Genomic DNA, 26,515 nt, shown 5'->3' with positions numbered 1-26,515 from the left:
CTAATCTAATTTAATTGTTGAGAAAACGATTAAATTAGCAATACTGTAAATAAATCTTACATGAAAAGGAGATTATTATGAAGAGCACAAAAAAAACACTTAATAAACCTAAAGGATTTACTTCACGCTATGGGCTTATCGTAAGTATGATAGCTGGTAGTGCTGGGCTTGGAAATGTATGGCGTTTTCCACGTATGGCAGCACTTCACGGAGGTGGCGCATTCGTATTATTATGGACATTATTTTTAGTTCTTTTATGCTTACCTGCGACAATTTCAGAAGTAGTATTGGGACGAGCTACAAGACACGCTCCACCTGGAGCATTTAAAGATTTTGTTAGCAAAAAATTTACTTGGATGGGTGGTTGGCTTGTTTTCTCACTAACTGCAATAACAGCATATTATTGTGCAATTATGGGTTGGGTATTATTCTATTTTATTAAGGCAATTAGTGGACAGCTTATTGGAAGTGACTCGGCAGCGATGTTTGAAAGTGTTTCAAATGGTAATATATACACAGTTATATTCTTTGCATTTAGCGTAATTATAACTGCAGTTGTTATTTACAGAGGTGTGAGCAAGGGTATTGAAAGAGCAAATAAAATCCTTCTCCCTACAATCGTAATAATATTAGCATTTCTTGCTATTAAATGTATTATGCTTCCTGGCGGTATGTCAGGATTAAATAGATTGTTTTCAATTGATCCAAGTTATTATGCAAAATCTGAAACATGGCTTGCTGCTTTGTCACAAGCTGCATGGTCAGTAGGTCCTGGGTGGGGATTCATACTTACATATGCTATCTATTCTCCTAAAAAACAAGACGTTGCATTAACACAAACAGCACAAGGTTTTGGTGATAATAGTATCGCACTTTTAGCTGGATGTATGGTTCTTCCTGCACTATTTGCTAGTGTTCCAACTACAGAAGCAGCTTTAGAAATTTGTGCTTCAGGAAACTATGGGTTAACTTTTATATCAATGATTGAAATTGCTTCAAAAATTCCTGGTGGTGCAGTATTACTTGCTCTTTTCTTCTTTGCACTTTACGCAGCAGCATTGTCATCATGTATTTCTATGTTAATAGGACCAATTCAAGCTTTAATGGATTTTGGATGGTCAAAGAAAAAATCTGTTATAGTTGCTACAGTTATTACACTAGCTTTAGGCTTACCTTCTGCATGGAGTATTAACTTCCTAGGAAATCAAGACTGGGTTTGTGGTATAGCAATATTAATTGGATCATTAATTACATGCTTTATTGTATATAAATTTGGCGTGGAAAAATTCCGTCAAAAATATCTCAATATACCAACAAGAGATATCACTATCGGTAAATATTTTAATTATGGCGTAAAATATACTTCACCAATATTAGTTTTTGTAATGATGTCTTGGTATATTATAGATGCAGTTAAGGCAGACCCTAGCGGTTGGTGGAATCCCTTCAGTGTTTACAGTGTTGGTACAGTAGTATTTCAATTAGGTTTGTGGTTTATTATATTGAAGTTGTTTAATAATAAAATGGCTGACAGCATCAAGATAAAATATTTTGAGGATAACGGTTACCCTGATATTCCGGATAATCTTTTGTAAAGTATAATTATAAACTTAAGGAGAGGATTAATAATATGACAGTGAATGGTACTATATCTATGATACTTATAATGGCAATTAACTGGGGAGTAATGGGTTTAATTATTTGGAAAATGACTAAGAGTAAATATAATGGTGATGAATAAATTTTAATTTTAAAACTAATATAGACTATACAGGAGGCTTATTATGAAAGTTATGGTTAACGGAACAGAAAGAAATGTTCCATTTTCAATCGAAGAATACGACAATAGATTGAAAAAGGCAAAAGCAATTATGAGAGCTAATGGAGTAGAAACACTTTATTTAACTTCACCAGAAAGCTTATATTATTTTTCGGGATATAAGCTCTGCTGGTATCGTGTAAATTCCAAAAAACAATGGAATTACTATGTTCCGGCAAGTATCGCAATACATGTTGATAAAGAAGATTTTATTTTCTTTGATGTAGCAGGTGAAGAAGCTGATGTACGTGAAGATACTATTTCAAGAGATATAAGAATCTTTACTCATGCAGGTAGACCTACTTATGGAATTAACGGTAATGCAGGTACTATACCTCATGGAGGTCAACTTATTGATTCTATCGTTGGAAATCTGAAAGAATCCGGTTTGCTTACTAGTAAAGTCGGCATAGAAACAGAAAAACATGGCTTCCATATCGGTAAAATGATAAAAGATAGTTTTGCAAAGGTTAGCTGTGAAACATTTAATGCTTCAGACCTTGTAGATAGTGTAAGACAAGTTAAATCAAAAGCAGAATTAGACTACATTGTAAAATCAGCACATATAATAGATGTTGGCATGGAGGCAGTAAGAGAATACCTTAAGCCAGGAGTTACAGAAAATGAATTATTTGCCTACGCTAATTATAAAATGGCATGTGCAGGTGGAGAAAAAGAAGGTGTTTCCTTTATTCATGGTGGTTCAAGAGCTGCTAGAGGACATAATTTTCCATCCCATGAAAAACTCGAAAAAGGTGATGCTGTAATCGTTGATCTTTTTGGTTCGCATCAAAGATATTCTGCAGATTTGAGTCGTATTTTTACAATTGGTGATCCAGATTATAATAAGTACAAAGATGGTATGCTTGATTTCTGTAAAATTGCACAGCAATACCACCCAATCATTAGAGAAAAAGTTACAAGTATTTTGAAACCTAATATGTTGATAAATGACTTTACTGGTGAGCTAAGAGAATTTTATCAAGAGTTAGGTATTTGGGGTAAGCAATTCTGGCTTGGTGGTTACGATATGGGAATTTTATGGCCTGGCGATTGTTGTGGCGGTACAACTGTATATGATTCTGATATGGATAAAAAAGATATGAGATTTGTTCCGGGAACAGCGGTTAATTTTGAAACAGGTTTTTGGGTAATTGATACACTTGTATTTTATGAGGATAAAGCTATAATCGCAGGGCAGACTCCTTGGGATATCATAAAAATTTAGCATATAAATTGACAGGAGGATCTTATGAATACAAACAATGCGAATAGTTGCAAATTTATAGATGTGAAGTTAGGGGATTACAATTTTTGTGATTTTTTAACTAAAGAAAATGCTGAAAAAGCTCTAAGATTTGTACAGACACAAGAAGATTATAAACCTACTCCATTGGTGAGTCTTAATTGTCTTGCAAAACGATTTGGAGTTAGTAAAATTTATGTAAAAGATGAATCAAAACGTATGGGGTTAAATGCTTTCAAAGGTGTTGGTGTATTCTACGGTGTGGCACGCTTGATATGCGAAAAGTTTGATTTAGATATTGAAAAAATTAGCTTTGATGATTTGATGGAGCCAAAGTTAAATAGTAAAATTCAAGAGCTTGTGTTTGTTGCTGCTACTGACGGGAATCATGGTAAAGGGCTTGCATGGATATTAAGTAAACTTGGCTGTGAATGTAATATTTATATGCCTAAAAACACTACTGATGCACGAGTGAAAGCTATCGAAAATTTAGGAGCAAATGTAACAGTTACAGACGGCAACTATGACGAAACCCTACGCGTTGTTATTGAAAAAGCCGCTGAAAATGACTGGATACACGTTCAAGATCAAGCGTGGGAAGGTTATACAAAGGTTACGAATCTTATTTCTGAAGGTTACACTATTATCGCAGATGAAACTTTAAAGCAAATGAATGAAGATGGTACAAAACAACCAACACATATTATTCTTCAAGCAGGAGCTGGATCTTTTGCATTTGGTATTATGGGATACTATGCGAATGCTTTAAAAAACAGCAAGCCATATATGTGTCTAGCAGAACCTGAAAATGCTGCTTGCTATTATGATTCTGTAATTAATGGTAAATACAGCATAGTTCCTGGAGAGCTAAAAACAGTTATGGCAGGATTATCAGTTGGTGAAGCTAACATAGTTGCATGGGAATATTTACGAACTATTGTTGAAGGATATGCAAGTTGTTCAGATGTAATAACAGCAAGAGGGATGAGGATTCTTTCAAGCCCTATAGAAAATGATCAAAGAATAATTTCTGGAGAATCAGGAGCCTTAGGACTTGGATTACTATCAATGATTTGTCAATCAGCAGAATACAAAGACATACAGAATAAAATGGGCATTGATGAAAACAGTGTAATTTTAGTTATCAGTACTGAAGGTGATACAGATCCAGGAGTTTACGAAGATATTGTATGGAATGGTGCGTTAAGTACAGTTCTATAATAGAAATAGTTTTTGTTTTTTATATAAGATAACTCCGGTTGAAAATACATTCAACTGGAGTTATCTTATTATTTGACCGTAAATTAAACTTTACAAAAATTTTATATTAAGTACCACAAAAAGTTTGATAAGGACGATCTGACTGTGGAGGTGGTGTGGTATATTTAGCTTGTTCTGGAGTATGAGCATAAGGGTTAGAAAGAACAGCTAGAAGTCGTTCCATCACGCTATAATCACCGTTTTTCACCGCTGCTTCTAATGCTTCTTCTACTCTGTGATTTCTAGGGATTACTCCAGGATTACTTTTTCTCATTAACTGGAGACAGGAGTCCTTTGATTCCTGTTGTCTACCTAGTCGCACTTGCCACATTTCGTACCAATTACTAAATTCCGTAGTACCAAATACACCAAAATTCTCAAGATTATCAAAAGTTAGTGCTCGGAAGGTATTAGTATAGTCAGCATTATATTTTTTCATTATACTGAGGAGCCCTTCAATAAGGACCTCATCTTGAGACTCTTCATTAAATAATCCTAGTTTTACTCTCATTCCATTGATAAAATTACAACGATACAACTCAGTAAAATGTGATACTGCATCTTCAGCAAGTATCATAGCCTGATCCTGGTTATCATGGAGTAGTGGCAATAAGGTTTCAGCAAATCTTGCTAGATTCCATGCACCAATTGGGGGTTGATTGCCATATGCATAGCGGCCATGAGTATCGATGGAACTGAATACTGTTGTGGGATCGTATTTATCCATGAAAGCGCAGGGACCATAATCAATAGTTTCTCCACTAATTGTCATGTTATCAGTATTCATTACGCCATGAATAAAACCAACCAGCTGCCATTTAGCAATGAGACTTGCCTGACGTTTAATCACTTCTTTTAGTAAGAGAAGATATTTATCCTCATCACTTTTAACTTCAGGAAAGTGTCTTTGCAATGTGTAATCAGCAAGGACTTGAAGTTCGTCAATAGTGCCCCAATGTGAAGCATATTCAAAAGTACCCACTCGTAAATGACTATCAGCTACACGGGTTAGAATTGCACCAGGTAGAAGAGTTTCACGAATTATTGACTCACCTGTTGTCACTACTGCTAGACTCCGGGTAGTAGGAATACCAAGTCCATGCATAGCTTCACTGATGATATATTCTCGTAACATTGGTCCAAGTGATGCACGACCATCACCTCTTCGTGAATAAGGGGTTCTACCAGACCCTTTTAGTTGAATATCAAAACGTCTGTTTTGAGGAGTGATTTGTTCACCAATGAGCAAGGCTCTTCCATCTCCTAGCATAGTAAAATATCCGAATTGATGTCCTGCATAAGCTTGAGCGATAGGTAAAGATTCTTCAGGAAGTTCATTACCACTAAATACTGCTACGCCATCATTACTTTTCAAAGCTTGAACATTTAAACCTAAAGATGATGCTAAAGGGTCATTGAGAATGATTAACTTTGGTGAAGATACAGGATTTAGATTAATAGTACTAAATAACGGTTTAGGGAGGCGAGCATAACTATTATCGAAATTCCATCCTAGTTCAAGCACTCTTTTTCTATCTTTCATAATATCTCCTTCTCAAATTTTATTTAATATAATACTATCATTTTTATATAGTATTAAATATTTTATTATATTATTTAGTTATGGAGTTTTTCACAAAAATAATGTTTTTTTTAGTATATACTTTTGTCCATTTAAATATACTCCTGATTTTGGGGTAAATAATAATTGTTTTTCTTTAGATTTTTTCTACAGATATTTTATTTGTAATCTTTATAAAAAATGTTAAAATTAAGAGGTTCAAAAAAATAATAAATTCCCAGCATATTTCAATGATAAGTTGTTAGATGAATTAAAAATTTAATTACAAATCAGATATAATTGAGGATTTAGTTGTGAATTATTAAAAAAACTCCTAAATATAGTGAAATTATCATGAGTTCTACTGGGGGCTTAACTATAATCATAACAATTGATTTTCTTAAGTAAATTTATTAATAAAATTTCTATTTATTAATAACAAAGTTAGGATTTGTGTATTTAGTGCTTGCTGTAACTTCAGAGAACTCAAAATTGAGTTCTCTGAAAAATTGTTTCACTAATTTTTAACACACTTATAAAGAATATTAATACCTTTCAATATATCATCTTCTGTAAGATTTCCATATCCAAAAATAAGTTGAGAATCATGCTTTTCAGGAATGACGGCATGGTAACTAACAGGCATAATATATACACCTGCGTCCATTATTCTATTCATAAGTTCCTTAGTAAAAGTAATATTACTAAATTCAGCAACTAGATGTATACCTGTTTCCTTTCCTAAGATGGTAACATTTTTCCCGAATGTATCTATTAAAGCGTTAATTAATATCAAACGACGCTTCTTATAGATTTTTTTTGTTTTTGCTATATGTTGTTCTAGGTATCCATATGCAATAAATTTATCCATAGTAGCTTGATTAAGAGTTGGGCAATGAATGTCAATCAAACTTTTAATTTGATAAATTGGCTCAATAAGATTCACAGGTAAAACCATATAACCAATACGAATACTTGGCAATAAGATTTTGCTGAATGATCCTATGTAAATAACATGGTCAGAATCCAGTTCATATAAAGATTCAACAGGTGAATTACCATAGCGATATTCACTGTCGTAATCATCTTCAACTACATAGCAATTATTGTCACGGGCATATCGAATAAGCTCCACTCGTTTTGAAATAGAAAGTGATCCTCCTAGAGGATATTGATGAGATGGCGTTGTTATAATACATGTTAAATCTATTTCTTTTGGAAGTGTAGATGCATCTATTCCTTTATGATTAATTGAGTGATAAATTACATTTGAATGATTTGATGTAACTATATTTCTAATGCCTTTTGCGGTAGGTTCTTCCAAAAGTATAGAGCCAGATAATTGACTAAAATACTTAGATATTAGATAAAGCGCTTGAACAGCTCCAGATGTAATAATGATTTGATCTTCATGACATCGGATACCATGAGATCTAAAAAGATATTCTGATAGAGTCTTTCGAAAAGGCAAATAGCCGTTTGGAAGATCGTACCCCAGTTCTTTATCAGGTATATTAAAAATAGATTCCCGGTAACATTGTAGCCACTTACTTCGTGGGAACTTATCTAAAGCAGGAAGTCCTGATTTGAAACTAATGCAATTGTTTGAGTCTTTCATTCCTGAGAGTTTAAGTTTGGGACCTTTTATTGTTGGACGAGATATAGATATTGCCTCATTCACATATATTCCGGAACCTTGAACACTTTTGGTGTATCCTTCAGAAGTTAACATTTCATATGCTTCTATAACAACATTACGAGAAACTTGTAAGGTTTCAGCTAGCCTTCTTGATGAAGGAAGACGGTGATTTGATTCAAGATCACCTTTTAAAATCATGTCTTTTAATTGAGTATAGATTTGTTTAATCATTGGTATAAAACTATTACGGTCTATTTGTAAATACATATAATCACCTCGATTGGTACTATAAAAAACAGTGTAAATTGGTACTTAATAGAACCACATTATCAGACTATAATTATAACATACTTTAAACTTAAAACTAAATTTTATGGAGGTGTTCTTATGTCTAGATTTCAAGCGTTGATATCCTTAACTGGCGCATCGATAATTGTTGGCAGCACATTAGTAGTAAGTCGTATTATATCAGGTGGCGAATCTATATATTGCATTCAGTTATTCAGTATGTTTATTGCTAGCATAATTTTATTCTTTTTAATTGGAAAAGATAATATAAAAAAAGAACTAAAAAATACAACACGAAAGGATTTTATAATTTTTTTTCTTCAAACTTTATCAGGAGTAGTTTTGTTTCGTATTTTTATTGTTTATGGAGTAGGATTGACGAAGGCTATGGATGCAGGAGTAATTTTGAGCTTAACCCCTGTGACGACAGTTATATTATCAGTTATATTTCTTAAAGACAAATTGGGAAAACGAGAAATAATAGCGTTACTTTGTGCTTTTGTTGGAGTGCTTATTATTAATTTAAATGGAATTCAAGAATCTACTGAAGGAAACATGAGACTTCTTGGTAATGCTATGATTCTGATGGCTGTATTAGGTGAATCATCATTTGTGATTTTTAGTAAAAAAGCTTCTGTTAAGATTTCACCTTTAACTAGAAGTTTAATGATTTGTATTTGTGGAATTTTTTTATTCTTTCCTTTGAGCATATATGAACTAACGCAAGGATACTCATTTTTGATGAATTTAAATTTCTGGATATTAACGCTGTATACAGGCGTGGTATTAACAGTGATGGCATATGTTTTATGGTTTAGAGGAATTTCTCATGTGAGTGGAACTACAGCTGGCGTTTTTAACAGTCTAATTCCTGTGAGCGCAATTGCATTAGTTTTTATTTTTCTTGGAGAAGCAATGACTAAAATGCAATTGGCAGGACTTATATTTATTTTAGCTGGGGTCGGTCTTATAATTTTCGAAGGTAATCTAGATATATAATTATACTAATTCTACTTTAATTGGCCTTGAATATCATAAATGCAATGAAATTGATGTAGCTACAACAGACTTGATACTTTTGCTTGGAAAGGTTCAAGATATACAAAGTAATACTTATTATTTTGATAAAGGTGCATATGTTGGTATAGTAGGTGATAATATAATGATATATTGATTTTAGACTTTAATTAATTAAAAGGTTTAATAAATGAGGGGGAGACGTATGAATAAACAAGAACAGGAATTTCTAATTGAAAAAAGTCTAAAATTCGTCGACTCATAGTTGATGAAATAGGAACTTTGGGAGTAGGGCATATGGGAGGGTGTTTAACTCTAGTAAAAGCTGTAGGAGTTCAAGATCATTTTGGGGAAGTTGCAAAAATGCCATATTTGAAACAAAAATATCATATGACAACAGTTAAGATTAGAAACCGAAGCTTAATTCTAAATACATTGAGAAAAAATGGTGCACTTTCTAGATAGGACATTGCTAAAATTCTTCAACTTACTTCAGTTGCAATAACTATTATTGTAAATGAAATGGTTAAAGAAGGTATTGTTAAAGAAGTTGGTCAATTTGAAGAAGAGGATACAAGGTCAGGAAGAAAAAAAGTTCTTAATGATATTGATTATAATTATAAATATGTTATTGGAATAAATATAGAAGCATTTTCAATAAATATTGGTGTTTCAAATATAGATAGGGAAATTGTATCTTTTAGTAATATGGAAACGGATAAAGGTGTGCAACCCAAAGAATTGCTTATGAAAATTGCTAATGAGTGCATGAGTATTTTATGGAAAGCAAATATTTTTAAACAAGATATTATTGGAGTTGGAATTATCGGCACAGTTGATGCATCAGCAGGTATAAGCAAACATGCATATGGGTTAGGGCAAGAGAAAGTCAATGTAAAAAAGATACTAGAGGACGCTTTAGATCTTGAAGTTATTGTTGATAATAATGTTAGAACCATGGCATTGAGAGAAATTGATTATAACACCCAGGAAGATATGAGTAATGTGATTTATATTAAATATGGCCCTGAAATTGGTTCATCTGTAATAATAAACAATGATATATATTATGGAAGTAAGACCTAAGTAAAAATCCAATATGTTATAACGGAGACATTTTTTTTTATAGTTTTTATAATTTTCTCGAAATTATGATATAATTAATTTGGGATGAAAATAAATAACTTAAAATAAGTTTTTATTAAATATAGAATAGAGAGGTTTATTATGGGGGATATATCTAATTTAGAATTTTTGAAAAGATTGGCAAAAGGTATTTCATCACAATTTGGGCGTAATTGCGAAGTTGTTATTCATGATTTATCTTCTGGTTATGTAGATTACCCAATAATCTTTATCGAAAATGGACATGTTACACATAGAACAAACAGTGACGGACCTTCTCGTGTTGTTTTAGATGCGTTGCAACATGCTTCAAGCGGAGTTGAAGATAAGTTGAGCTATATAACCAAGACGCAAGATGGTAAAATTTTAAAATCCAGTACTATATACATTCGTGATGACGATGACAAGCCTATAGGAATATTTAGTATTAACTATGATATTACTGAACTTACTATAGCTAGCAATTGTATAGAATCATTAATTAGTCATAAAGATGGAGTTCAAGCTGCAAGTAAAATTCCACAGAATGTAAATCAATTGCTTGATGATTTATTAGAGGAGTCTGTAAAAAAAATAGGAAAGCCTGTTCAACTAATGAATAAAGAAGAAAAAATTCAAGCTATTGAGTTTCTTAATGATGCTGGCGCTTTTTTAATTACTAAGGCTGGCGATAGAATAGCAAATTTCTTTGGTATTTCAAAGTATTCTATTTACAATTATGTGGAGATAAAGAATAAGCTTTAGAAGAAATGTTAGAGCATTTACTGATATACTTGACAAGAATAATAAAACAATGTACAATTGCTTTATCAAAAGTGAATATCATTAATATAGTTTTGTTTTGACGTGCTAAGCACAAAATGGGGTACACCACCGCGGGTGTAGATTCATTTTGTGCTTTTTTTGTTTATTTAAATAAAATGGTAAAGGAGTGAAAATATGAAAGTAAATGGATCTATTATTACCTTAGGTGAAAGCAAAAGTTTATATGATTTTTTAAAAGATCAAAACTATGACATTACTAGAATTGCAGTAGAACGCAATGGTGAAATTGTTCCAAAATTAATGTATAAAAGTATTATGCTTAATTATGATGACACGATAGAAGTTGTTACTTTTGTGGGAGGCGGTTGATTTATGAAAATAACTTTGAACGAAAAAGAGATTAAAGATTCTATGCCTAGTGAGGATGAGCTTGAGAGTATGATGATGGCAAGGCATACTCCTAATGTACATAATAAAATAAAAAAAAGTAAAGTAGCCGTTGCTGGTCTAGGTGGACTTGGGTCTAATATTGCAGTTATGCTTGCAAGAATAGGTGTCGGAGAATTACTTCTTGTAGATTTTGATGTTGTTGAACTGAGCAATTTAAATAGGCAATGCTACAACATTAGCCATATAGGTATGCCAAAAACATTAGCACTAAAAAAACAGATAGAAGAAATTAACCCTTTTATTAATGTGTATACTCATAATATAAAAGTAACTAAGGAGAATGTTAGTACATTACTTAATGGTTATCACATTATTTGTGAGGCTTTTGATAATCCTGAGGCAAAATCAATGCTTGTCAATGTAGCATTAGAAGAACTTACTGGTACTAAAATTGTAGCAGCATCTGGTATGGCTGGCTATGGTAGTTCAAATTTAATCAAAACCACAAAACCAATGAAAGGTTTATATGTGTGTGGAGATATGAAAAATGAAGCGAAAATTGGACAAGGGCTAATGGCTCCAAGAGTACAAATTTGTGCAGGCCATCAAGCAAATATGGTCTTACGATTATTACTTGGAATAGAAGAAGTATAGAAATTAAACAAATTTTAAAATACATAAAAAGGATGAGTAAAATGAATGATAATTTGATAATTAAAGGACATAAGTTTAAATCAAGATTTATATTAGGTTCAGGTAAGTTTTCTTTGGATTTGATAAAAGCAGTTATTGAAAATGGAGAAACAGAAATCATAACCCTTGCATTACGTCGTGCAAATGTTGGTGGAGAGGAAAATATTTTAGATTTTATACCAAAAGGAATTACATTATTGCCAAACACTTCTGGTGCAAGGACTGCAGAAGAAGCTGTAAGAATAGCACGACTATCAAGAGAAATTGGATGTGGAGATTTTGTAAAAGTTGAGGTCATTAAAGATTCTAAATATTTATTTCCAGATAATTACGAAACAATAAAAGCTACAGAAATACTTGCAAAAGAAGGCTTTGTGGTTATGCCATACATGTATCCTGATTTAAATGTAGCAAGAGCATTAGTTAGTGCTGGTGCTGCAACAATAATGCCTCTAGGCTCACCTATTGGTAGCAATAAAGGTCTTTGTACAAAAGATTTTATAAAAATATTAATAGATGAAATAGATTTGCCTATTATTGTAGATGCTGGTATCGGTCGTCCATCTCAAGCCTGTGAAGCAATGGAAATGGGTGCTGCTGCTGTTATGTGTAATACAGCAATTGCAACAGCAAATGATATTGCAATGATGTCAAAAGCATTCAAACATGCTGTTGAAGCGGGACGTTCAGCTTACCTTGCTGGACTTGGAAGAGTATTAAATAATGTGGCAGAAGCATCTAGTCCTTTGACTGGATTTTTGGAGGATTAATTATGGATTCTAGTAAAACAAATCATATGGAATATTTAAATGATATGGATATTATTCATTCTGAAATTATGGACAAGGTATTAGAACTAGTAGAAAAATATGATTATAAAAACTATAACAGTAATGATGTAAAAAAAGCTCTGGCAAAAGACTATCTTTCAATAGAGGATTATGCCGCTATCTTGTCTCCAGCAGCTCTTCCACATTTAGAAGAAATGGCAAGAATCGCTAAGTTAAAAACTAGAAAGCAATTTGGTAATTCAATTACTATGTTTACTCCATTATATATTTCTAACTACTGCGAAAACCATTGCACTTATTGTGGTTTTAATTGCAAAAATAAGATTCACCGTGGAAAACTTTCTTTAGAGGAAATGGATAAAGAAATGAAAGAGATTGCAGCAACAGGTTTAAAAGAAATATTAATTTTGACTGGTGAATCACGTAATGCCTCTGGAGTAGAATATATCGGAGAAGCAGTTAAACTAGCTACAAAATATTTTTCTACAATTGGAATTGAAATTTATCCGCTAAACACAGAAGAATACACTTACTTAAATAAATGTGGTGCAGATTTTGTTTCTGTTTATCAAGAAACTTATAATAGTGACAAGTATGAAACAGTTCATTTATCTGGTCCTAAAAGAGTTTTCCCATACCGTTTTTATTCTCAAGAACGTGCTATATTAGGAGGCTTACGTGGTGTATCTTTTGGAGCACTTTTAGGATTAGACGATTTCCGAAAGGATGCCTTGGCAGCAGGTTTACATGCATTTTTTATACAGCAGAAGTATCCTCACGCTGAAATCTCATTCTCAACACCACGGTTAAGACCTTTCATCAACAATAAAGATAATAACCCAAACGATGTTCACGAAAAGCAACTATTACAAGTAATGCTTGCTTATCGATTGTTTATGCCATTTGCTGGAATAACAATTTCAACAAGAGAGAGAGCGGGATTTCGTAATAATGTAGTAGGAATGGTAGCAACAAAAATTTCAGCAGGTGTTAAAGTGGGCGTTGGTGGTCATAGCGAAGAAGGAAAAGGCGATGAACAATTTGAAATTTCCGATCCTAGAAGTGTTGATGAAGTACACCAAATGATTCTAGATAGAGGGTTACAGCCCGTTTATACAGATTATATTAATGTTTAGGAGAAAAGTATGTTAATTTGTGTAACTAACCGAAAACTTTGTGAAGATGATTTTTTTAATAGAGTAAAGGAAATATCTAAAGCTAAACCTTATGCTATTATGTTAAGAGAAAAAGATTTAAATATAAGTGAATATGAAGATTTGGCCTTAAAAATAAAAGAAATCACCCAAATAAATGGTGTACCACTTATTATCAATCAAAACATTGAAGTAGCCTTAAAACTTAAGATTTCTAATATTCACTTATCAATGTCAAACCTAAGAAAACATAAGAATAAGCTAAATGAATTTGTTAATGTTGGTGCTTCAGTCCACTCAATTATTGAAGCAAAGGAAGCAGAAGAATTGGGAGCATCATATGTAATAGCTGGACATATATTTACAACAGATTGTAAAAAAGGAGTTCCACCTAGAGGACTAGGATTCTTAAAAGAAATTTGTGAATCTATATCAATTCCCGTATTTGCTATAGGTGGCATAACTAATGATAAAATAGATGATATAAAAAATACAGGGGCAAGTGGGGTATGTATAATGTCAGAAGCAATGACTTGCCTAAATCCATCTAAACTTACAGATAGATTTTTCTAAAGAAAAAAGACCGTTCAGCAAAAACTGCACGATCTTTTTTGCTTTTTTAAGTAAATAGTAATGAGAATTACTGAAATTCACTTACATTTATATATAATTCTTTGAACACAGCCCTAGAATATACACTTACTAGAGTACTAAAAAATGCTGTCACAAAGATAATAGTACTAATAGAATTCATACCTACCTCAAAAATGTATCCATAGGCAGCCTGCCCAATTGGTAGGGTGCATTGGGCCAACACAAGAATATATGAAATGATTTTACCAATAAGGTGACTTGGAGTTTCTCTTTGAGCGAATGACATCATTGTAATATTGAACATAGTAATAATTATCATCATTAAAAAGCAACTTAGAGATATAATAATATAAGTAAGCATTACATCTAGGGACAAGCTAAAAGCAAAACCTATTGGTAACAAAGACAAAGAGGCTAAGAACAAAAATATATATGCACAATTAGCACTTACTTTTTTACCTAATATACTAATAAGTATGCCTCCAGTAATCATGCCAGCTGCCATAGCACCTTGAGTAAATCCATATAATTGACTGCTTAATCCTAGTTTAACTTTAATCATAGCGGGCAATCCAATTAAAATCATAGAGGTTAAAAATAAATTTATACAGGATATAATAATCATTACTTTTAACATAATTGGATTATCTTTAACTATAAAATGAATACTCTCTTTAAAATCAGCTTTAATCATATCTAAAGGTGAATTATGTCGTGTTTGTTTTACAAATGCCATCTTTATAAACATCTCCATAATTGAAGCAAGAAAAAAGCAAATGCTACTAGTTATCATAATTGGCCATATACCATATAAGCCATATAAAATTCCAGCAAGCAATGGACCAATTAAATTTGATAAGGCATTAACTAGGCTTACAATTCCATTAGCTTTTTCCAAATTATCCTTTGCAGTAATTGCTGGCATACTGGCTTGCACCACCGGTTGGTAAAAAGATTGTATAAGAGAAAATATTATCATTAGTATAGCTATCAAAATAACTTCAAGCCCTATAGTAAGTAGTAAACAAAAAACAATAATAATAACTGCAGTTATCATATCTAAAATGACCATCATATTTTTTTTGTTCACTCTATCTGCTAATATACCTCCAAGAGGAGAAAATAAAATAGTCGGAATAGTAGATACAGCAAGTATAGTTCCAAAAATTGTAGTAGATCCTGTTTTATCTAGTATATATAATGGCAGAGCAAATCTTAAAATTGCATTACCAAAGATAGAAATCATCTGTCCAATTACAACCATAATGAAATTTCTATTAAATAATTTTAATTCCACGTTGTTTACCTTTCCTTTCTAGCCAGCATGTTTTATAACAACAACAGCACTAACTCCCGTATTAGTATTTTTTATATAAATATCTCCATCCATTAATTTCATTATTTGTTTTGAAATATATAAACCTAGCCCATAACCTGGTTTATCTCCTGTATTTGATCCTCTATAATAGCTTGTGAAAACATGTTTTATTTCCGGGTCTGGAATAAGCTTACCACTATTATAAATTTCAATAAGTGAATAATTTTCTTCTGTTGAAAATTTAACTGTTAAGGTTTTTAAATCCCCATATTTTAAGGCGTTATTCAATAAGTTTTCAAATACTTCTAGTAGTCGTTCAATATCTGCTATAACCATTAAGTTCTTATCCAAATTAAGTTCCACATATTCCATATGAAGAAGCTCAATTTTATGATAAATAAGCTTATTTAATCTTTTATGAATTTCTTCTAAATAAACCTCTTTTGATTGAACATTAATTTCTTTCATAGTACGGCTTGAGCACTGGAGTAATTCTTTAGTTAATCTATCTATCACATCTGTGTTTTCTAAAATAATATTTAGTGCCATATTCTTTTCATTTTCTGTTTCATATACATTTTCAAGCATAGCAATAGAATAATTTTTAATAGAGGAGAGAGGGGTTTTTATATCATGAGATAAACTTGCTACTAAGGTTTTTCTTTGCATTTCTAGCTCATCATTTTTATTACGTTCATAAGATAGTTTCTCTTTTAACATATCCAATCCCCAAATAAAATCTTTAAAGTAAGTATTTTTGTATAAATAATTATTTTCAACAACGTTACCTGCTGCAAGGGCTTTTGTAATTCTAGAAAGTTTTTTCATAGGTTTTATAATGTTCCTGTGCAAAATATATAAGTAAGTCATTATAAAGAGATAGGCAAGAGTAATTATGAACGCAACAATTACCTTCTCTTCATTTTGTCTATATTTCATTGGAAAGATGCTGTATTTTACGATATATTTACTGCCTTCAATTGGCATATAAACAACAGGACTTTGCCAAATATCTTCTATATCACTAGAAATTTTTTGAACTATTTCAATGCTTTGGATTGCCATTGATTCCTCAGTATTTAAAGAATTTATTATTAGTAAATTTTTTTGAATATCTTTAGTAAACCGACTATGAATCCTATTAATAGTAACTTTATAAGATTTGTCGTAATAAGCATGATTAGGATTAATAAATTTAATAGCTACTAATGATATAAGCCAAACTAATGTAAGAATACGAATCCATTTTTTCATATCATACCCTCAAATCTGTAACCCACTCCCCATACTGTGACAATTGATTTAGGCTTTTTAGGGTTCTTTTCTATCTTCTCTCTTAATTTGTTTATATGAACAGTTAGGGTAGAGAATTCGCTAAAACTCTCTTCACCCCATACCATATTAAAAAGTTTTTCTTTACTCATTGCACGTCCTTTGTTCTGAACTAATATCTTTAATAATTCAAATTCTTTTAAGGCTAATGACAATGGTTTATCATTTATATAAGCTTTCCTTGCAATTGTATCGATAGTTAATGCACCATCTACAAGCTTTTCAGTTTCAATATTCAATTCATAACTGCGACGAAGTTGAGACTTCACACGTACAAATAATTCTCTTATAGAATAAGGCTTTTCTAAATAATCATCTGCCCCTAGTTCAATCCCAATAATTCTTGCATCCTCACCAGTCTTTGCACTAATTATTATAATTGGTATATTGGATTTTTTTCTAACCTCCTCACAAATAGTAAGCCCATCAATACCAGGTAGCATAATATCTAATACTAATAATTTTACCTTATTAATCATCAAGTAATTCAAAGCTTCTTTTCCATCATTAATAATTTTTATTTCATAGCCCTTTTTATTAAAATAGTCTTTAGTTACTTTAGCTAGTTCTTTCTCATCTTCCACTAATAAGATTTGATTCATACTATGCCTCCTTATTACCAACCCATATCAAATAACCACTTTGATAACGCTAACTCTCTTTTTTTGTTATCATCCTTATTAGGTATGAATTTACCCAATTGGTATTCTCCTTCAATTTTACCATCAATCATAAACAATACACGTTCAGTTTTTGCAGCAACCTTAACATCGTGGGTAACCAACATTATTGAAGTACCTCTATTATTTATATCGTAAAAAATTTCCATAATTTCATCTGCAGATTTTGAATTTAAGGCACCTGTAGGCTCGTCACCAAAAATCATTTTAGGATTATTTATTAATGCTCTGCATATTGCGACTCTTTGCAATTGGCCTCCTGAGGCTTGAGTAATTTCATTATCTGCTAATTCGATAATTCCTGTCCGTTTCATCAATTCAATAGCTTGATTATTTATATCTTTTTTGTTTCTATCACGTGCCATATATGCTGACACTATGATGTTATCCATAATGCCAAGATTTTTTAATAGGTTAATTTGTTGAAATACAAAACCCATTTTTCTTAAACGTAATTTTGAAAGTTCTTTTTCGTCTAAATCAGAAATTTCTTCATTATCAAAAATTACACTTCCTGCGGTCATCTTATCCATACCACTTACATTATATAAAAGGGTTGATTTTCCGGAGCCTGATGGACCCATAATTGACACAAATTCCCTTTCTTTAATTTCCAAATTTATATTTTTAAGAACATGATTTTGTCTTTTATTTACTACATAAGTTTTACATAAATTCTTTACTTCTAAAATATTATTCATTCTATACCTCCACTATTCTACATTAATATCTGATATATTAAACTTATTGATAGATCTAATACTTGCAAATGTTGTGATAGTTACAACCACTATTAATAGCAATGGACATAAAACATATGCTTGGATTGGATTAATAATAAACTGAATTCTTGAAGCACCTAAATTAGACAATACTATACTTAAAATGCTTTGTCCAAAAGTATTTGAAATTACAGTTCCTAAAATGATTCCACCATTTAATATGATTAAGGATCTTGTCATATATTGTTTTTGAATATCTATTAATCCTATACCAATACTTCTCATGATGGCTATTTGTGATGAATCTTTTGTAATTAACATTTTTATGAACAATGAAGTGATTAGTATTGCTATTAGAATAGAGATACTAATTGCTATAATTAACAATAACCACAATTGATCGATGATATTTCCAAATGTCTGTTGAAAATATCCTTTTATATCAGTAATTTTGGCATCATTAAAAATCTTTTCATATTCCTTGATTTTTAAAGAAATATTGCTATCTACATCAAGACACACATTGTACCATAAAGCTGTACTATGATTTGGAGCTATATTGGCTTTAGCAGTGCGTCCACCATTAGTTATATCTTGATAAATTCCACTAATAATCATGGTCCTAAACTCATCATTAATTTTTAGTTCTACTGTATCTCCAACTTCTTTTTGAAGCTCTTTTGCACGCAGATATGACAGTGCTATCTCATTATCTAAAATTGGAGAAACTCCATCTAAATACTCTAAAGATAGAATTGAAAAATCTCCAGTTTGAACCGCAATACCTTCCTCATAACCTTCATTGTTTAAAATTTCATATTTGCATGTTATAAGTGGAGAATATCTTTCTACATTGGGGTCGTTTTTTATATACTGAATCATTTCATTATATCGTTCTACTGTATTACTTGATTGCCTTAGATCAATAAAAATATCACTTCTAGCCATACCCATATAGGAAACAAAACCAGGAGATTGAATAGTATTGAAAAAGTTAATTGGTACAATCATTATAAAGGTACAAACTATAAAAACAATAAACAAAAGAGCATATAATTTAAATCTTAAAAATACATCTCGAATACCTATAAAAACATTTGAACAAATTCCTATACTTTTATATAATGCTAAACCATTTGTATTTTTGTAAGTTACACCAGTATTGCCTAATCGTATAGCTTCAATAGCTGAAATTTTATTCAATTTCCTTAAAACCAAGCTACAAAATGCTATTACGACTACAAAAATTAATAAAGTCATAAAAAACGGTAATAACCGTTGAATTATATTTTTAGGAGCAAGACCTACATAAAGTAAAATATTATTCGAAACTATATTGTTAAAGAAAATAGATATTATATAACCAATAATGCTTGCTAAGGAAGCAATAAAAAAGTATTTAGCTATATGAATTGTCCTAATATCTTTCGGCCGTATTCCAATAGCTTTCATTATTCCGATTTCTCTATAATCCTCTTCAATAGTTGCAATAATGGTAAATCTCAAACATAATAATGCAATCATATTAATCAATAATGCAATTAATATAATAACTGCTGCTATTAAACCATCTGTAACACTATTCAATAATTTTAGCAATTCATATTGGATTGCTGGACCTTTTTTTGGTAGATCTGAAAAACTATATTGGTTACTAAACTCTGTAATTTTGTCAATATTATTGAGTTTGAAGCTAATAATATATTCAATCTCTCCAACTCCATTGCTTAAACTATTATAATCAGTTTCATTTACAACAAATCTTTTAGAATTAACGATAGAAGGATTCATTTGAGCATCTCTAATAAAATCACTAATAATAAAAATAAACTCTCTATTTCCATGTTTTATAACAACTTTATCGCCTATCTTCAAATTTTCTTTTTCCATAAAAAATATAGGAACAGCAATTTCACCTTTTTTTACAACTATCTTTTCATTTTGAAGGTTTAGCAAAAAGTCGAAGGATTGACTTTGTTTAACAAATCCCATTTCCATTACTGTATCAACCTGTGATTTTTCACTATCTCCAAAATATATTTTAGAGCCCTCAATATTTATCATCTTGTCTATTTGATACTGTTTCACCAATTCATTGTCTTTTGACCACTTATCAATAACCTCTTCATCAATTTCTCCAGAGTGATATTGGACAAAATGCGGTGCATCAGCTTTTTCAAATAAATAATCTAACGAATTAGTCAAATCAATAATCATATTCGTTCCGCTTGCAAGAAGCATAGATGATAACATAATAAATATAAAAACAGCAACTGTAATAATTTTCTTACGAGTAATATCTTTTTTTAATATTTTAAATATCATAATTTCACCTCAATATTATCTGTTGTACTTATAATAGCATAGCAAATATTAAGAAATCCTAAAGTTTGAAATATTTATCATTTTATTTTATGTTCTTCATAAAGACTTAAGATTAGACTTTTCCAGATATATATGCTAAAATTACTAAATAATATAATTGTTTCAATTGAACTGGGATTAGGTAGCTAGGGTTCCTCTTTAAATTATTAAAGGCTGTGACCAAGCGCTACATCTCTTGTTTTACAAGAGGCACCTACTGGAATAAAATGCCCGAGGGGGAAGGTTCAGTGTATTTTTTATACGCTGAATTCTTATCTACTCGGGCTTATTTTTATATTTTTTTAGCTTTGTTTTAAGATGTTGTTGATTTTGTAGGCAATAATTATAAATTGCGAACAAGCTTCGCAATTTATAGTGACAAGTTATGGATACCTTTCGCAAGCGAAAGCTTTTAATTATACAAAAGATAAAATGACTTCCTTTTGCGTAGCAAAAGTTCCTTATTCCAGTTAGCGAAGCTAACAAAGGCTTAGTTAAAGATTTTCTAAAAGAAAATCAACCTTAACTTGTCACTTGTAACTTATCACTTGTCACTTTTTTAGTTCGTAATTTATTTCAATTGTGAACTTTTAAATTAGTATCAACATTATTTTTAAAACACAGTTATTTTTTTATTACTAAAAATTGAGATTCTTAAGGAGGAGATATTATGGAAAAAGTTAAAGAAATTTGTCCAGGTGTAGCTATTATAATTTTTGATAATGGAAACAATATTTTATTACAAAAAAGAGCTGATGTTAATCTTTGGGGTATACCTTCAGGTCATGTTGAACCAGGTGAAACAGTAACTGAAGCAGCGAAAAGAGAAGTATTTGAAGAGACAGGCCTTCAGGTTGAAATAATGCGTTTAATAGGAGTGTATTCTGATCCAAAGTCTCAAATTTTTGAATATCCAGACGGACGAATAACACATTTTGTGACTTGTTGTTTTCAAGGTAAAATAACTGGAGGAAAAATTTCTACTAGTTCTCCAGAAACTTTAGAAGTTAAATTTTTCCCTATAAACAAATTACCATCAAATATATTAAAAATGCATCCTAATTGGTTGGATGATGCATTATCTAATAAGGGGACTTATGTTAGATAATAACTAAATAGATCTGGATACCTTTTAAAAGAAAGCTCTTTTGTAGAGCTTTCTTTAGGTTAAGAAAATAAAAGTCTTCAAAACTTCTATTAGATAAAACAATATACAAAATATACCTGTATTACAGGTAGACAACAATACAGTATTATGATATTATATAAATTGTAAAGCAACTGTAATTATATTAGAATTTTTAGAAATCGAAACGAAAGGAGACTTTATGTTATGAAATACAACTTTGAGGAAGAAAAAAATATTTCTACACATCTAGGAGATGACTATGATAGATTTTATGGGGCTGTAGTTCCACCAATATTTCAAAATTCATTATTTATATTTAATAATTATGACGAGTTATGTAAAGCTTTTCGTAACGAAAAAGAAAGTTATTTATATACAAGAGGGACAAACCCAACAGTTGAAATTTTAGAGAAAAAATTAGCAGCACTTGAACATGGAGAATCAGCAAAGTGTTTCAGCTCAGGAATGGCAGCAATATCTGCATCTATAGATGCTTTTACAGGTAATGGAGATCACATTTTATTTGTAAATAATGTTTATGGACCTGCACTTAAATATGCTAAATACATAGAGAAGTATGGAATTGAGCACGACATATTAGTAAATGGTGATCTAGAAAGTGTAGCAGCGGCAATAAAACCTAATACAAAAATTATATATGTTGAAAGTCCAGGAACAATGACTTTTAACATGTTAAATTTAAAAGAAATTGCTGACTTAGCAAAATCAAAAGGAATAAAAACAATAATTGATAATACATGGGCAACACCTATTTTTCAAAAACCTCTTGATATGGATATAGATGTATCAGTTCATTCATGTACAAAATATATTGGAGGGCATAGTGATGTAGTTGCTGGAGTTATAATATCTTCAAAAGAGATAATAGATAAAATATTTTATAACGAATTTCAACTTCATGGTGGATGTCTAGGACCTTTTGAGGCATGGCTTTTAACTAGGGGAATAAGAACACTTTCTACAAGAATGAAACAACATCAAGAAAATGCAATAAAAATAGCTGAGTATCTTGAAAAGAATGAAAACGTTTCTAAAGTGAATTATCCTGCTTTAAAATCTAATCAATATTTTGAACTTGGTGTAGAGCAACTAAAAGGTTACTCAGGATTATTCAGTTTTGAATTAAAATCCAAAAAATTTGAAAGTGTTAAAAAAGTAGTTGATGCATGTAAAATATTTAAATTAGGAGTTAGTTGGGGAGGATATGAAAGTCTGATTTTACCTGCTAATCATGGAGATAATGTAGATGAGCTTCAAAAACAATGTATTGATCCAGGGCTGATTAGAATTTCTGTTGGACTTGAAGATGTAGATTCATTAATTGATGATTTGAAAAATGCTCTAAAAGGTTAATAAGTATAAGAACCATTCAATTGGTTTTAAATAATTATTATTTAGGGGAGGAATTATTATGAAAAAGTCAAGAATTATTTCATTACTAACAGGAATGACATTAACTGTAGGTTTACTCGCAGGATGCGGTGGTCAAAAAACAACGGATGTGGACAAAAAAGGAGAAGCAGTAACGATTCAGTTTATGGAAACTCTAACTAGTCCTGAAAGAACCGAATATGTAAAAGAACTTATATCTGACTTTGAAAGCAAAAACCCTGACATAAAAGTTGAACTTATATCTGCTCCATGGGAACAAGCTCACGATAAGATTATTACTCAAATAGCTAGTAAGAAATTGCCTGATGTTGTTGAAATGGCAGATAACTGGTTAGCTGAAATGGGGGCTACTGGTGCTATCGAAGACCTTGGTCCATATGTTGATAAATGGGAACATAAAGATGATATTACACCATCTTCTTTAAAATTAGGCAGACAGTATAAGGATACTCAATATATTTTACCATACGGGTTATTTATAAGAGGAATGTTCTATAGAGCAGACTGGTTAGAAGAAAGTAATCTCCCAGTTCCAAAAACATATGATGAATTATTCCAAACTGCAAAGAAAATTACTGACTCATCAAGTAATAAATATGGTTACTCATTTAGGGGTGGAAAAGGAGCATGGACACAACTCATTAATATTTTAATGTCACAGGCTGGAAAAGACAATTACTTTGATGAAAACGGAAAGTCAGTATTAAGAGATCCTAAAGCTATTCAGGCATTTAAAGATTACTGTGAACTATATACAGATGCAGCGCCAAAAGATGCTCTTAACTGGGGTTATAATGAAAAAGTTAATGCCTTTACTTCAAATGTAACTGGATTCTTGATGCAAGATTCAGAGGTTATTGGTTCTTGTCAAAAAACTATGGATGAAGGAACATATAAAACAGCACCTCTACCATATGGAAAAGATGGAAACAGATATTTAATATCTGGTAATATAGGTTTCTCAATGTTCTCAACATCAAAAAACAAGGAAGCTTCATGGAAGTTTATATCATATATGATGAACCCAGAAATAAATGCTGATTGGAATATAAGAACAAATACTATGCCTGTTATGAAAGCAGCATTAGAAAATGAATACTTCTCAAAAGGTGATATAAAAGCATGGACAGATACAGCAGCTGATCCTAAAACAGTATTTTTTACTCACCCTCAATTTTTGCCAGAATGGGGAGAATTCTTTGCAAATGAAAGTGTTGCAGGGCTTCAAAATTATCTTTTAGGTAAGAAGACAGCTGAAGAGACTATGAATGAATGGGCAGATTCTCTTGAAGATGCTTATGAAAAATATAATTCTAAATAATAAAGTGAAATATTAAAAACCACTCAAGGATTATCAGTTAGTTTCTATCAATCCTTGAGTGCTATTTTATAATTGAAGGAAGGTGTTTCTATTGAAGAAAAAAACAAATAATAGAATGAAAAAACTTGAACCATACATGTATATCATTCCAGCACTTGTACTTATAATTATTTTTATTGGTGTACCAATGATTATTGGTATTAAAACATCTTTTTATCACTATAAATTAAATGAAATAGAACAATACTTCTGTGGCTTTGAAAACTATATAAATGTCATAAAAAATAAAATCTTTCTAATAGCTCTAAAGAATTCTTTTTGGTGGGTAGCGATATCTTTAGTATTTCAGGTTATTCTTGGAGTAACACTAGCTCTTTGTTTAAATAAACCCTTTAAGGGTAGAGCCATATACCAAGCTGTAGTTCTTGCTCCTTGGGCGGTATCTGGTTTTTTAATAGGATTAATATGGAAATGGTTATTAAATGGTCAGTATGGTTTAGTTAATGATATTTTTATGAAACTACATATTATAAAAGAACCTATTGCTTTTCTTTCAACTGAAGGACTTGCTTTGGTATCAACAATAATTGCAAATGTATGGTATGGAATACCTTTCTTTGCAATTATGACTTTAGCCGCATTACAATCAATACCAGCAGAAGTTTATGAAGCTGGTAGCATAGATGGAGCATCATCTGTACAGACTCTATTCAATATAACTCTGCCCTATATAAAGCCAACTTTATTAGTAACTATATTACTTAGAGTTATATGGATATTTAATTTTGCAGATATTATATATACAATAACAAACGGAGGACCAGCCAATTCATCACAGATACTTTCAACATTTATAATTTTCAAGGCATATACAGGACTTGACTTTGGGCAAGCATCAGCTTTAGGTGTTATTTTTATGTTGATATTGCTCGTATATGTAGCATTTTATACAGTAATGACCAAATTTGATAAGGCAGGTGATTTTTAATGAAGAAAAATTCAAAGATATCTATTTTAAGAGTTGTGTTATTGATTATGTTTTTTATATTTATGTTTACTCCAATTCTCTGGATGTTTTTGACCTCATTAAAACCTGTTGATGAGATAGTAACAGTACCATTAAAATATTTGCCAACCAAAATTACATTTAGTAATTATCAAAAGTTGTGGAAAGCAACTGATTTTCCAATTTATTTTAAAAATAGTATGGTCGTTTCCATGAGTTGTGCTTTTTTCACTACAATGGTTTCAATTTTTGCAGGATATTCTATGTCCAGATTTAAATTTAAAGGTAAACAAATTACTTTACTTGTTTTTTTAGCTACACAAATGATTCCTATAGTGGTAATAATAATACCGTTGTTCATAGTATTTGCTAAAATCAATTTATTTGATACGCTTATTGGGCTAATACTAATTTATATAGTATTAAATATTCCATTTTGTACTATGCTCATAAAAGGATTTTTTGAGAGAATTCCCATTGCCCTTGAAGAATCAGCAATGATTGACGGATGCTCAAGGGTGGAATCATTATTCAAAATAATACTTCCAGTTATGCTGCCAGGCATGGTTGCAGCTTTTGTATTTGCTTTTATAGGTGCATGGAATGATCTGTTCTTTAGTATTATGTTTATAAATTCAGAAGCTATTAAAACAATACCAGTAGGAATAAACACATTTATTGGAAAGTACGAAATAGACTGGGGAACTATGTCTGCTGCTACAATATTAGCCTTGATACCAGTATTTATAATGTTCGCAATGATTCAAAAATATTTGGTTCAAGGGTTAACAAGTGGAGCAGTAAAGGGATAGGATTTAACTGTGGAATCTGTATACTATATGTTGTAGAATATATTATATAGTAATTTACGATTTTGAGGAAAAGTGA

At 31.1% G+C, this 26,515-nt stretch carries 25 protein-coding genes; 18 read left to right on the top strand and 7 right to left on the bottom strand.

Annotated elements, in window-relative coordinates:
- Nucleotides 1–77: 77 nt before the first annotated feature.
- The 3 genes from ACQ3F0_RS07320 to ACQ3F0_RS07310 all read left to right on the top strand — a co-directional run bounded on the left by ACQ3F0_RS07320 (nt 78) and on the right by ACQ3F0_RS07310 (nt 4,286).
- On the top strand, nt 78–1,595 hold the full coding sequence (locus tag ACQ3F0_RS07320) for a sodium-dependent transporter (RefSeq protein ID WP_428864501.1): 1,518 nt from the start codon (nt 78–80) through the stop codon (nt 1,593–1,595).
- 189 nt (nt 1,596–1,784) lie between these two features.
- On the top strand, nt 1,785–3,047 hold the full coding sequence (locus ACQ3F0_RS07315) for a M24 family metallopeptidase (RefSeq protein WP_428864500.1): 1,263 nt from the start codon (nt 1,785–1,787) through the stop codon (nt 3,045–3,047).
- 24 nt (nt 3,048–3,071) lie between these two features.
- Nucleotides 3,072–4,286 (top strand): diaminopropionate ammonia-lyase, encoded by a 1,215-nt coding sequence (locus ACQ3F0_RS07310; RefSeq protein ID WP_428864499.1) that lies wholly within the window; start codon nt 3,072–3,074, stop codon nt 4,284–4,286.
- A gap of 106 nt (nt 4,287–4,392) precedes the next feature.
- Here ACQ3F0_RS07310 and ACQ3F0_RS07305 read toward each other — a convergent pair whose 3' ends face one another.
- On the bottom strand, nt 4,393–5,868 hold the full coding sequence (locus tag ACQ3F0_RS07305; RefSeq protein WP_428864497.1) for a protein adenylyltransferase SelO: 1,476 nt from the start codon (nt 5,866–5,868) through the stop codon (nt 4,393–4,395).
- Nucleotides 5,869–6,403: 535 nt separating this feature from the next.
- Nucleotides 6,404–7,792: a MocR-like pyridoxine biosynthesis transcription factor PdxR gene (gene pdxR / locus ACQ3F0_RS07300; RefSeq protein WP_428864496.1), complete on the bottom strand. Its 1,389-nt coding sequence runs from the start codon at nt 7,790–7,792 to the stop codon at nt 6,404–6,406.
- 120 nt (nt 7,793–7,912) lie between these two features.
- Here pdxR and ACQ3F0_RS07295 point away from each other — a divergent pair, with 120 nt between their 5' ends.
- The 10 genes from ACQ3F0_RS07295 (at nt 7,913) to ACQ3F0_RS07250 (ending at nt 14,321) form a co-directional block, all read left to right on the top strand.
- Nucleotides 7,913–8,812: a DMT family transporter gene (locus tag ACQ3F0_RS07295; RefSeq protein WP_428864495.1), complete on the top strand. Its 900-nt coding sequence runs from the start codon at nt 7,913–7,915 to the stop codon at nt 8,810–8,812.
- On the top strand, nt 8,805–8,987 hold the full coding sequence (locus ACQ3F0_RS07290; protein WP_428864876.1) for a DUF4867 family protein: 183 nt from the start codon (nt 8,805–8,807) through the stop codon (nt 8,985–8,987). The genes ACQ3F0_RS07295 and ACQ3F0_RS07290 overlap by 8 nt, the downstream gene beginning before the upstream one ends.
- Nucleotides 8,988–9,127: 140 nt before the next feature.
- Nucleotides 9,128–9,295: a hypothetical protein gene (locus ACQ3F0_RS07285; RefSeq protein ID WP_428864494.1), complete on the top strand. Its 168-nt coding sequence runs from the start codon at nt 9,128–9,130 to the stop codon at nt 9,293–9,295.
- Nucleotides 9,296–9,352: 57 nt separating this feature from the next.
- On the top strand, nt 9,353–9,916 hold the full coding sequence (locus tag ACQ3F0_RS07280) for an ROK family protein (RefSeq protein ID WP_428864493.1): 564 nt from the start codon (nt 9,353–9,355) through the stop codon (nt 9,914–9,916).
- Nucleotides 9,917–10,057: 141 nt separating this feature from the next.
- Complete coding sequence (locus tag ACQ3F0_RS07275) at nt 10,058–10,699, top strand: helix-turn-helix transcriptional regulator (RefSeq protein WP_428864492.1); 642 nt, start codon at nt 10,058–10,060, stop codon at nt 10,697–10,699.
- A gap of 195 nt (nt 10,700–10,894) precedes the next feature.
- A complete protein-coding gene (gene thiS, locus ACQ3F0_RS07270; RefSeq protein WP_428864491.1) occupies nt 10,895–11,089 on the top strand; it encodes a sulfur carrier protein ThiS in 195 nt (64 codons plus the stop codon).
- A gap of 3 nt (nt 11,090–11,092) precedes the next feature.
- A complete protein-coding gene (gene thiF, locus ACQ3F0_RS07265) occupies nt 11,093–11,764 on the top strand; it encodes a sulfur carrier protein ThiS adenylyltransferase ThiF (RefSeq protein ID WP_428864490.1) in 672 nt (223 codons plus the stop codon).
- Between the two features lie 41 nt (nt 11,765–11,805).
- A complete protein-coding gene (locus ACQ3F0_RS07260; RefSeq protein WP_428864489.1) occupies nt 11,806–12,573 on the top strand; it encodes a thiazole synthase in 768 nt (255 codons plus the stop codon).
- 2 nt (nt 12,574–12,575) lie between these two features.
- On the top strand, nt 12,576–13,730 hold the full coding sequence (gene thiH, locus ACQ3F0_RS07255; RefSeq protein WP_428864488.1) for a 2-iminoacetate synthase ThiH: 1,155 nt from the start codon (nt 12,576–12,578) through the stop codon (nt 13,728–13,730).
- A 9-nt stretch (nt 13,731–13,739) separates the two neighbouring features.
- Nucleotides 13,740–14,321, top strand: a complete 582-nt coding sequence (locus ACQ3F0_RS07250; RefSeq protein WP_428864487.1) for a thiamine phosphate synthase — start codon at nt 13,740–13,742, stop codon at nt 14,319–14,321.
- 67 nt (nt 14,322–14,388) lie between these two features.
- Here the strand turns inward: ACQ3F0_RS07250 and ACQ3F0_RS07245 are convergent, their stop codons facing one another.
- Genes ACQ3F0_RS07245 through ACQ3F0_RS07225 form a run of 5 tightly spaced genes read right to left on the bottom strand, consistent with a single transcriptional unit; the run spans nt 14,389 to nt 20,719 of the window.
- On the bottom strand, nt 14,389–15,639 hold the full coding sequence (locus ACQ3F0_RS07245) for an MFS transporter (RefSeq protein WP_428864486.1): 1,251 nt from the start codon (nt 15,637–15,639) through the stop codon (nt 14,389–14,391).
- Between the two features lie 18 nt (nt 15,640–15,657).
- Nucleotides 15,658–16,914: a sensor histidine kinase gene (locus ACQ3F0_RS07240; RefSeq protein ID WP_428864485.1), complete on the bottom strand. Its 1,257-nt coding sequence runs from the start codon at nt 16,912–16,914 to the stop codon at nt 15,658–15,660.
- A complete protein-coding gene (locus tag ACQ3F0_RS07235) occupies nt 16,911–17,594 on the bottom strand; it encodes a response regulator transcription factor (protein WP_428864484.1) in 684 nt (227 codons plus the stop codon). Before ACQ3F0_RS07235 ends, ACQ3F0_RS07240 begins: the two co-directional genes overlap by 4 nt.
- 14 nt (nt 17,595–17,608) lie before the next feature.
- Nucleotides 17,609–18,373, bottom strand: coding sequence for an ABC transporter ATP-binding protein (locus ACQ3F0_RS07230; RefSeq protein ID WP_428864483.1), 765 nt, complete (start codon nt 18,371–18,373; stop codon nt 17,609–17,611).
- Between the two features lie 12 nt (nt 18,374–18,385).
- Nucleotides 18,386–20,719 carry an ABC transporter permease gene (locus ACQ3F0_RS07225; RefSeq protein ID WP_428864482.1) on the bottom strand — a complete coding sequence of 778 codons (2,334 nt, stop codon included), beginning with the start codon at nt 20,717–20,719 and terminating at the stop codon, nt 18,386–18,388.
- 709 nt (nt 20,720–21,428) lie between these two features.
- Here ACQ3F0_RS07225 and ACQ3F0_RS07220 point away from each other — a divergent pair.
- The 5 genes from ACQ3F0_RS07220 (at nt 21,429) to ACQ3F0_RS07200 (ending at nt 26,439) form a co-directional block, all read left to right on the top strand.
- Nucleotides 21,429–21,866, top strand: a complete 438-nt coding sequence (locus ACQ3F0_RS07220) for an NUDIX domain-containing protein (RefSeq protein ID WP_428864481.1) — start codon at nt 21,429–21,431, stop codon at nt 21,864–21,866.
- A gap of 225 nt (nt 21,867–22,091) precedes the next feature.
- Nucleotides 22,092–23,261: a trans-sulfuration enzyme family protein gene (locus tag ACQ3F0_RS07215; protein ID WP_428864480.1), complete on the top strand. Its 1,170-nt coding sequence runs from the start codon at nt 22,092–22,094 to the stop codon at nt 23,259–23,261.
- Between the two features lie 58 nt (nt 23,262–23,319).
- Complete coding sequence (locus ACQ3F0_RS07210; RefSeq protein ID WP_428864479.1) at nt 23,320–24,621, top strand: ABC transporter substrate-binding protein; 1,302 nt, start codon at nt 23,320–23,322, stop codon at nt 24,619–24,621.
- Between the two features lie 91 nt (nt 24,622–24,712).
- Nucleotides 24,713–25,609: a carbohydrate ABC transporter permease gene (locus ACQ3F0_RS07205; protein ID WP_428864478.1), complete on the top strand. Its 897-nt coding sequence runs from the start codon at nt 24,713–24,715 to the stop codon at nt 25,607–25,609.
- Nucleotides 25,609–26,439, top strand: a complete 831-nt coding sequence (locus ACQ3F0_RS07200) for a carbohydrate ABC transporter permease (protein WP_428864477.1) — start codon at nt 25,609–25,611, stop codon at nt 26,437–26,439. The genes ACQ3F0_RS07205 and ACQ3F0_RS07200 overlap by 1 nt, the downstream gene beginning before the upstream one ends.
- The last annotated feature ends 76 nt before the right edge of the window (nt 26,440–26,515 follow it).

This window comes from Clostridium sediminicola (genome assembly GCF_050402865.1).
Lineage (GTDB): Bacteria > Bacillota > Clostridia > Clostridiales > Clostridiaceae > Clostridium_AF > Clostridium_AF sediminicola.
Note: the sequence above shows the minus strand (reverse complement) of the source record. Positions and strands in the feature narration are given on the sequence as shown.

Coding starts and splice junctions, on each gene's coding strand:
- ACQ3F0_RS07305 (WP_428864497.1), bottom strand. CDS start 5,868: ATGAAAGATAGAAAAAGAGTGCTTGAACTAGGATGGAATTTCGATAAT.
- ACQ3F0_RS07275 (WP_428864492.1), top strand. CDS start 10,058: ATGGGGGATATATCTAATTTAGAATTTTTGAAAAGATTGGCAAAAGGT.
- ACQ3F0_RS07280 (WP_428864493.1), top strand. CDS start 9,353: ATGGTTAAAGAAGGTATTGTTAAAGAAGTTGGTCAATTTGAAGAAGAG.
- ACQ3F0_RS07215 (WP_428864480.1), top strand. CDS start 22,092: ATGAAATACAACTTTGAGGAAGAAAAAAATATTTCTACACATCTAGGA.
- pdxR (WP_428864496.1), bottom strand. CDS start 7,792: ATGTATTTACAAATAGACCGTAATAGTTTTATACCAATGATTAAACAA.
- ACQ3F0_RS07285 (WP_428864494.1), top strand. CDS start 9,128: ATGGGAGGGTGTTTAACTCTAGTAAAAGCTGTAGGAGTTCAAGATCAT.
- ACQ3F0_RS07225 (WP_428864482.1), bottom strand. CDS start 20,719: ATGATATTTAAAATATTAAAAAAAGATATTACTCGTAAGAAAATTATT.
- thiS (WP_428864491.1), top strand. CDS start 10,895: ATGAAAGTAAATGGATCTATTATTACCTTAGGTGAAAGCAAAAGTTTA.
- ACQ3F0_RS07320 (WP_428864501.1), top strand. CDS start 78: ATGAAGAGCACAAAAAAAACACTTAATAAACCTAAAGGATTTACTTCA.
- ACQ3F0_RS07295 (WP_428864495.1), top strand. CDS start 7,913: ATGTCTAGATTTCAAGCGTTGATATCCTTAACTGGCGCATCGATAATT.
- ACQ3F0_RS07220 (WP_428864481.1), top strand. CDS start 21,429: ATGGAAAAAGTTAAAGAAATTTGTCCAGGTGTAGCTATTATAATTTTT.
- ACQ3F0_RS07230 (WP_428864483.1), bottom strand. CDS start 18,373: ATGAATAATATTTTAGAAGTAAAGAATTTATGTAAAACTTATGTAGTA.
- ACQ3F0_RS07315 (WP_428864500.1), top strand. CDS start 1,785: ATGAAAGTTATGGTTAACGGAACAGAAAGAAATGTTCCATTTTCAATC.
- ACQ3F0_RS07200 (WP_428864477.1), top strand. CDS start 25,609: ATGAAGAAAAATTCAAAGATATCTATTTTAAGAGTTGTGTTATTGATT.
- thiF (WP_428864490.1), top strand. CDS start 11,093: ATGAAAATAACTTTGAACGAAAAAGAGATTAAAGATTCTATGCCTAGT.
- ACQ3F0_RS07210 (WP_428864479.1), top strand. CDS start 23,320: ATGAAAAAGTCAAGAATTATTTCATTACTAACAGGAATGACATTAACT.
- ACQ3F0_RS07250 (WP_428864487.1), top strand. CDS start 13,740: ATGTTAATTTGTGTAACTAACCGAAAACTTTGTGAAGATGATTTTTTT.
- ACQ3F0_RS07260 (WP_428864489.1), top strand. CDS start 11,806: ATGAATGATAATTTGATAATTAAAGGACATAAGTTTAAATCAAGATTT.
- ACQ3F0_RS07310 (WP_428864499.1), top strand. CDS start 3,072: ATGAATACAAACAATGCGAATAGTTGCAAATTTATAGATGTGAAGTTA.
- ACQ3F0_RS07235 (WP_428864484.1), bottom strand. CDS start 17,594: ATGAATCAAATCTTATTAGTGGAAGATGAGAAAGAACTAGCTAAAGTA.
- ACQ3F0_RS07240 (WP_428864485.1), bottom strand. CDS start 16,914: ATGAAAAAATGGATTCGTATTCTTACATTAGTTTGGCTTATATCATTA.
- thiH (WP_428864488.1), top strand. CDS start 12,576: ATGGATTCTAGTAAAACAAATCATATGGAATATTTAAATGATATGGAT.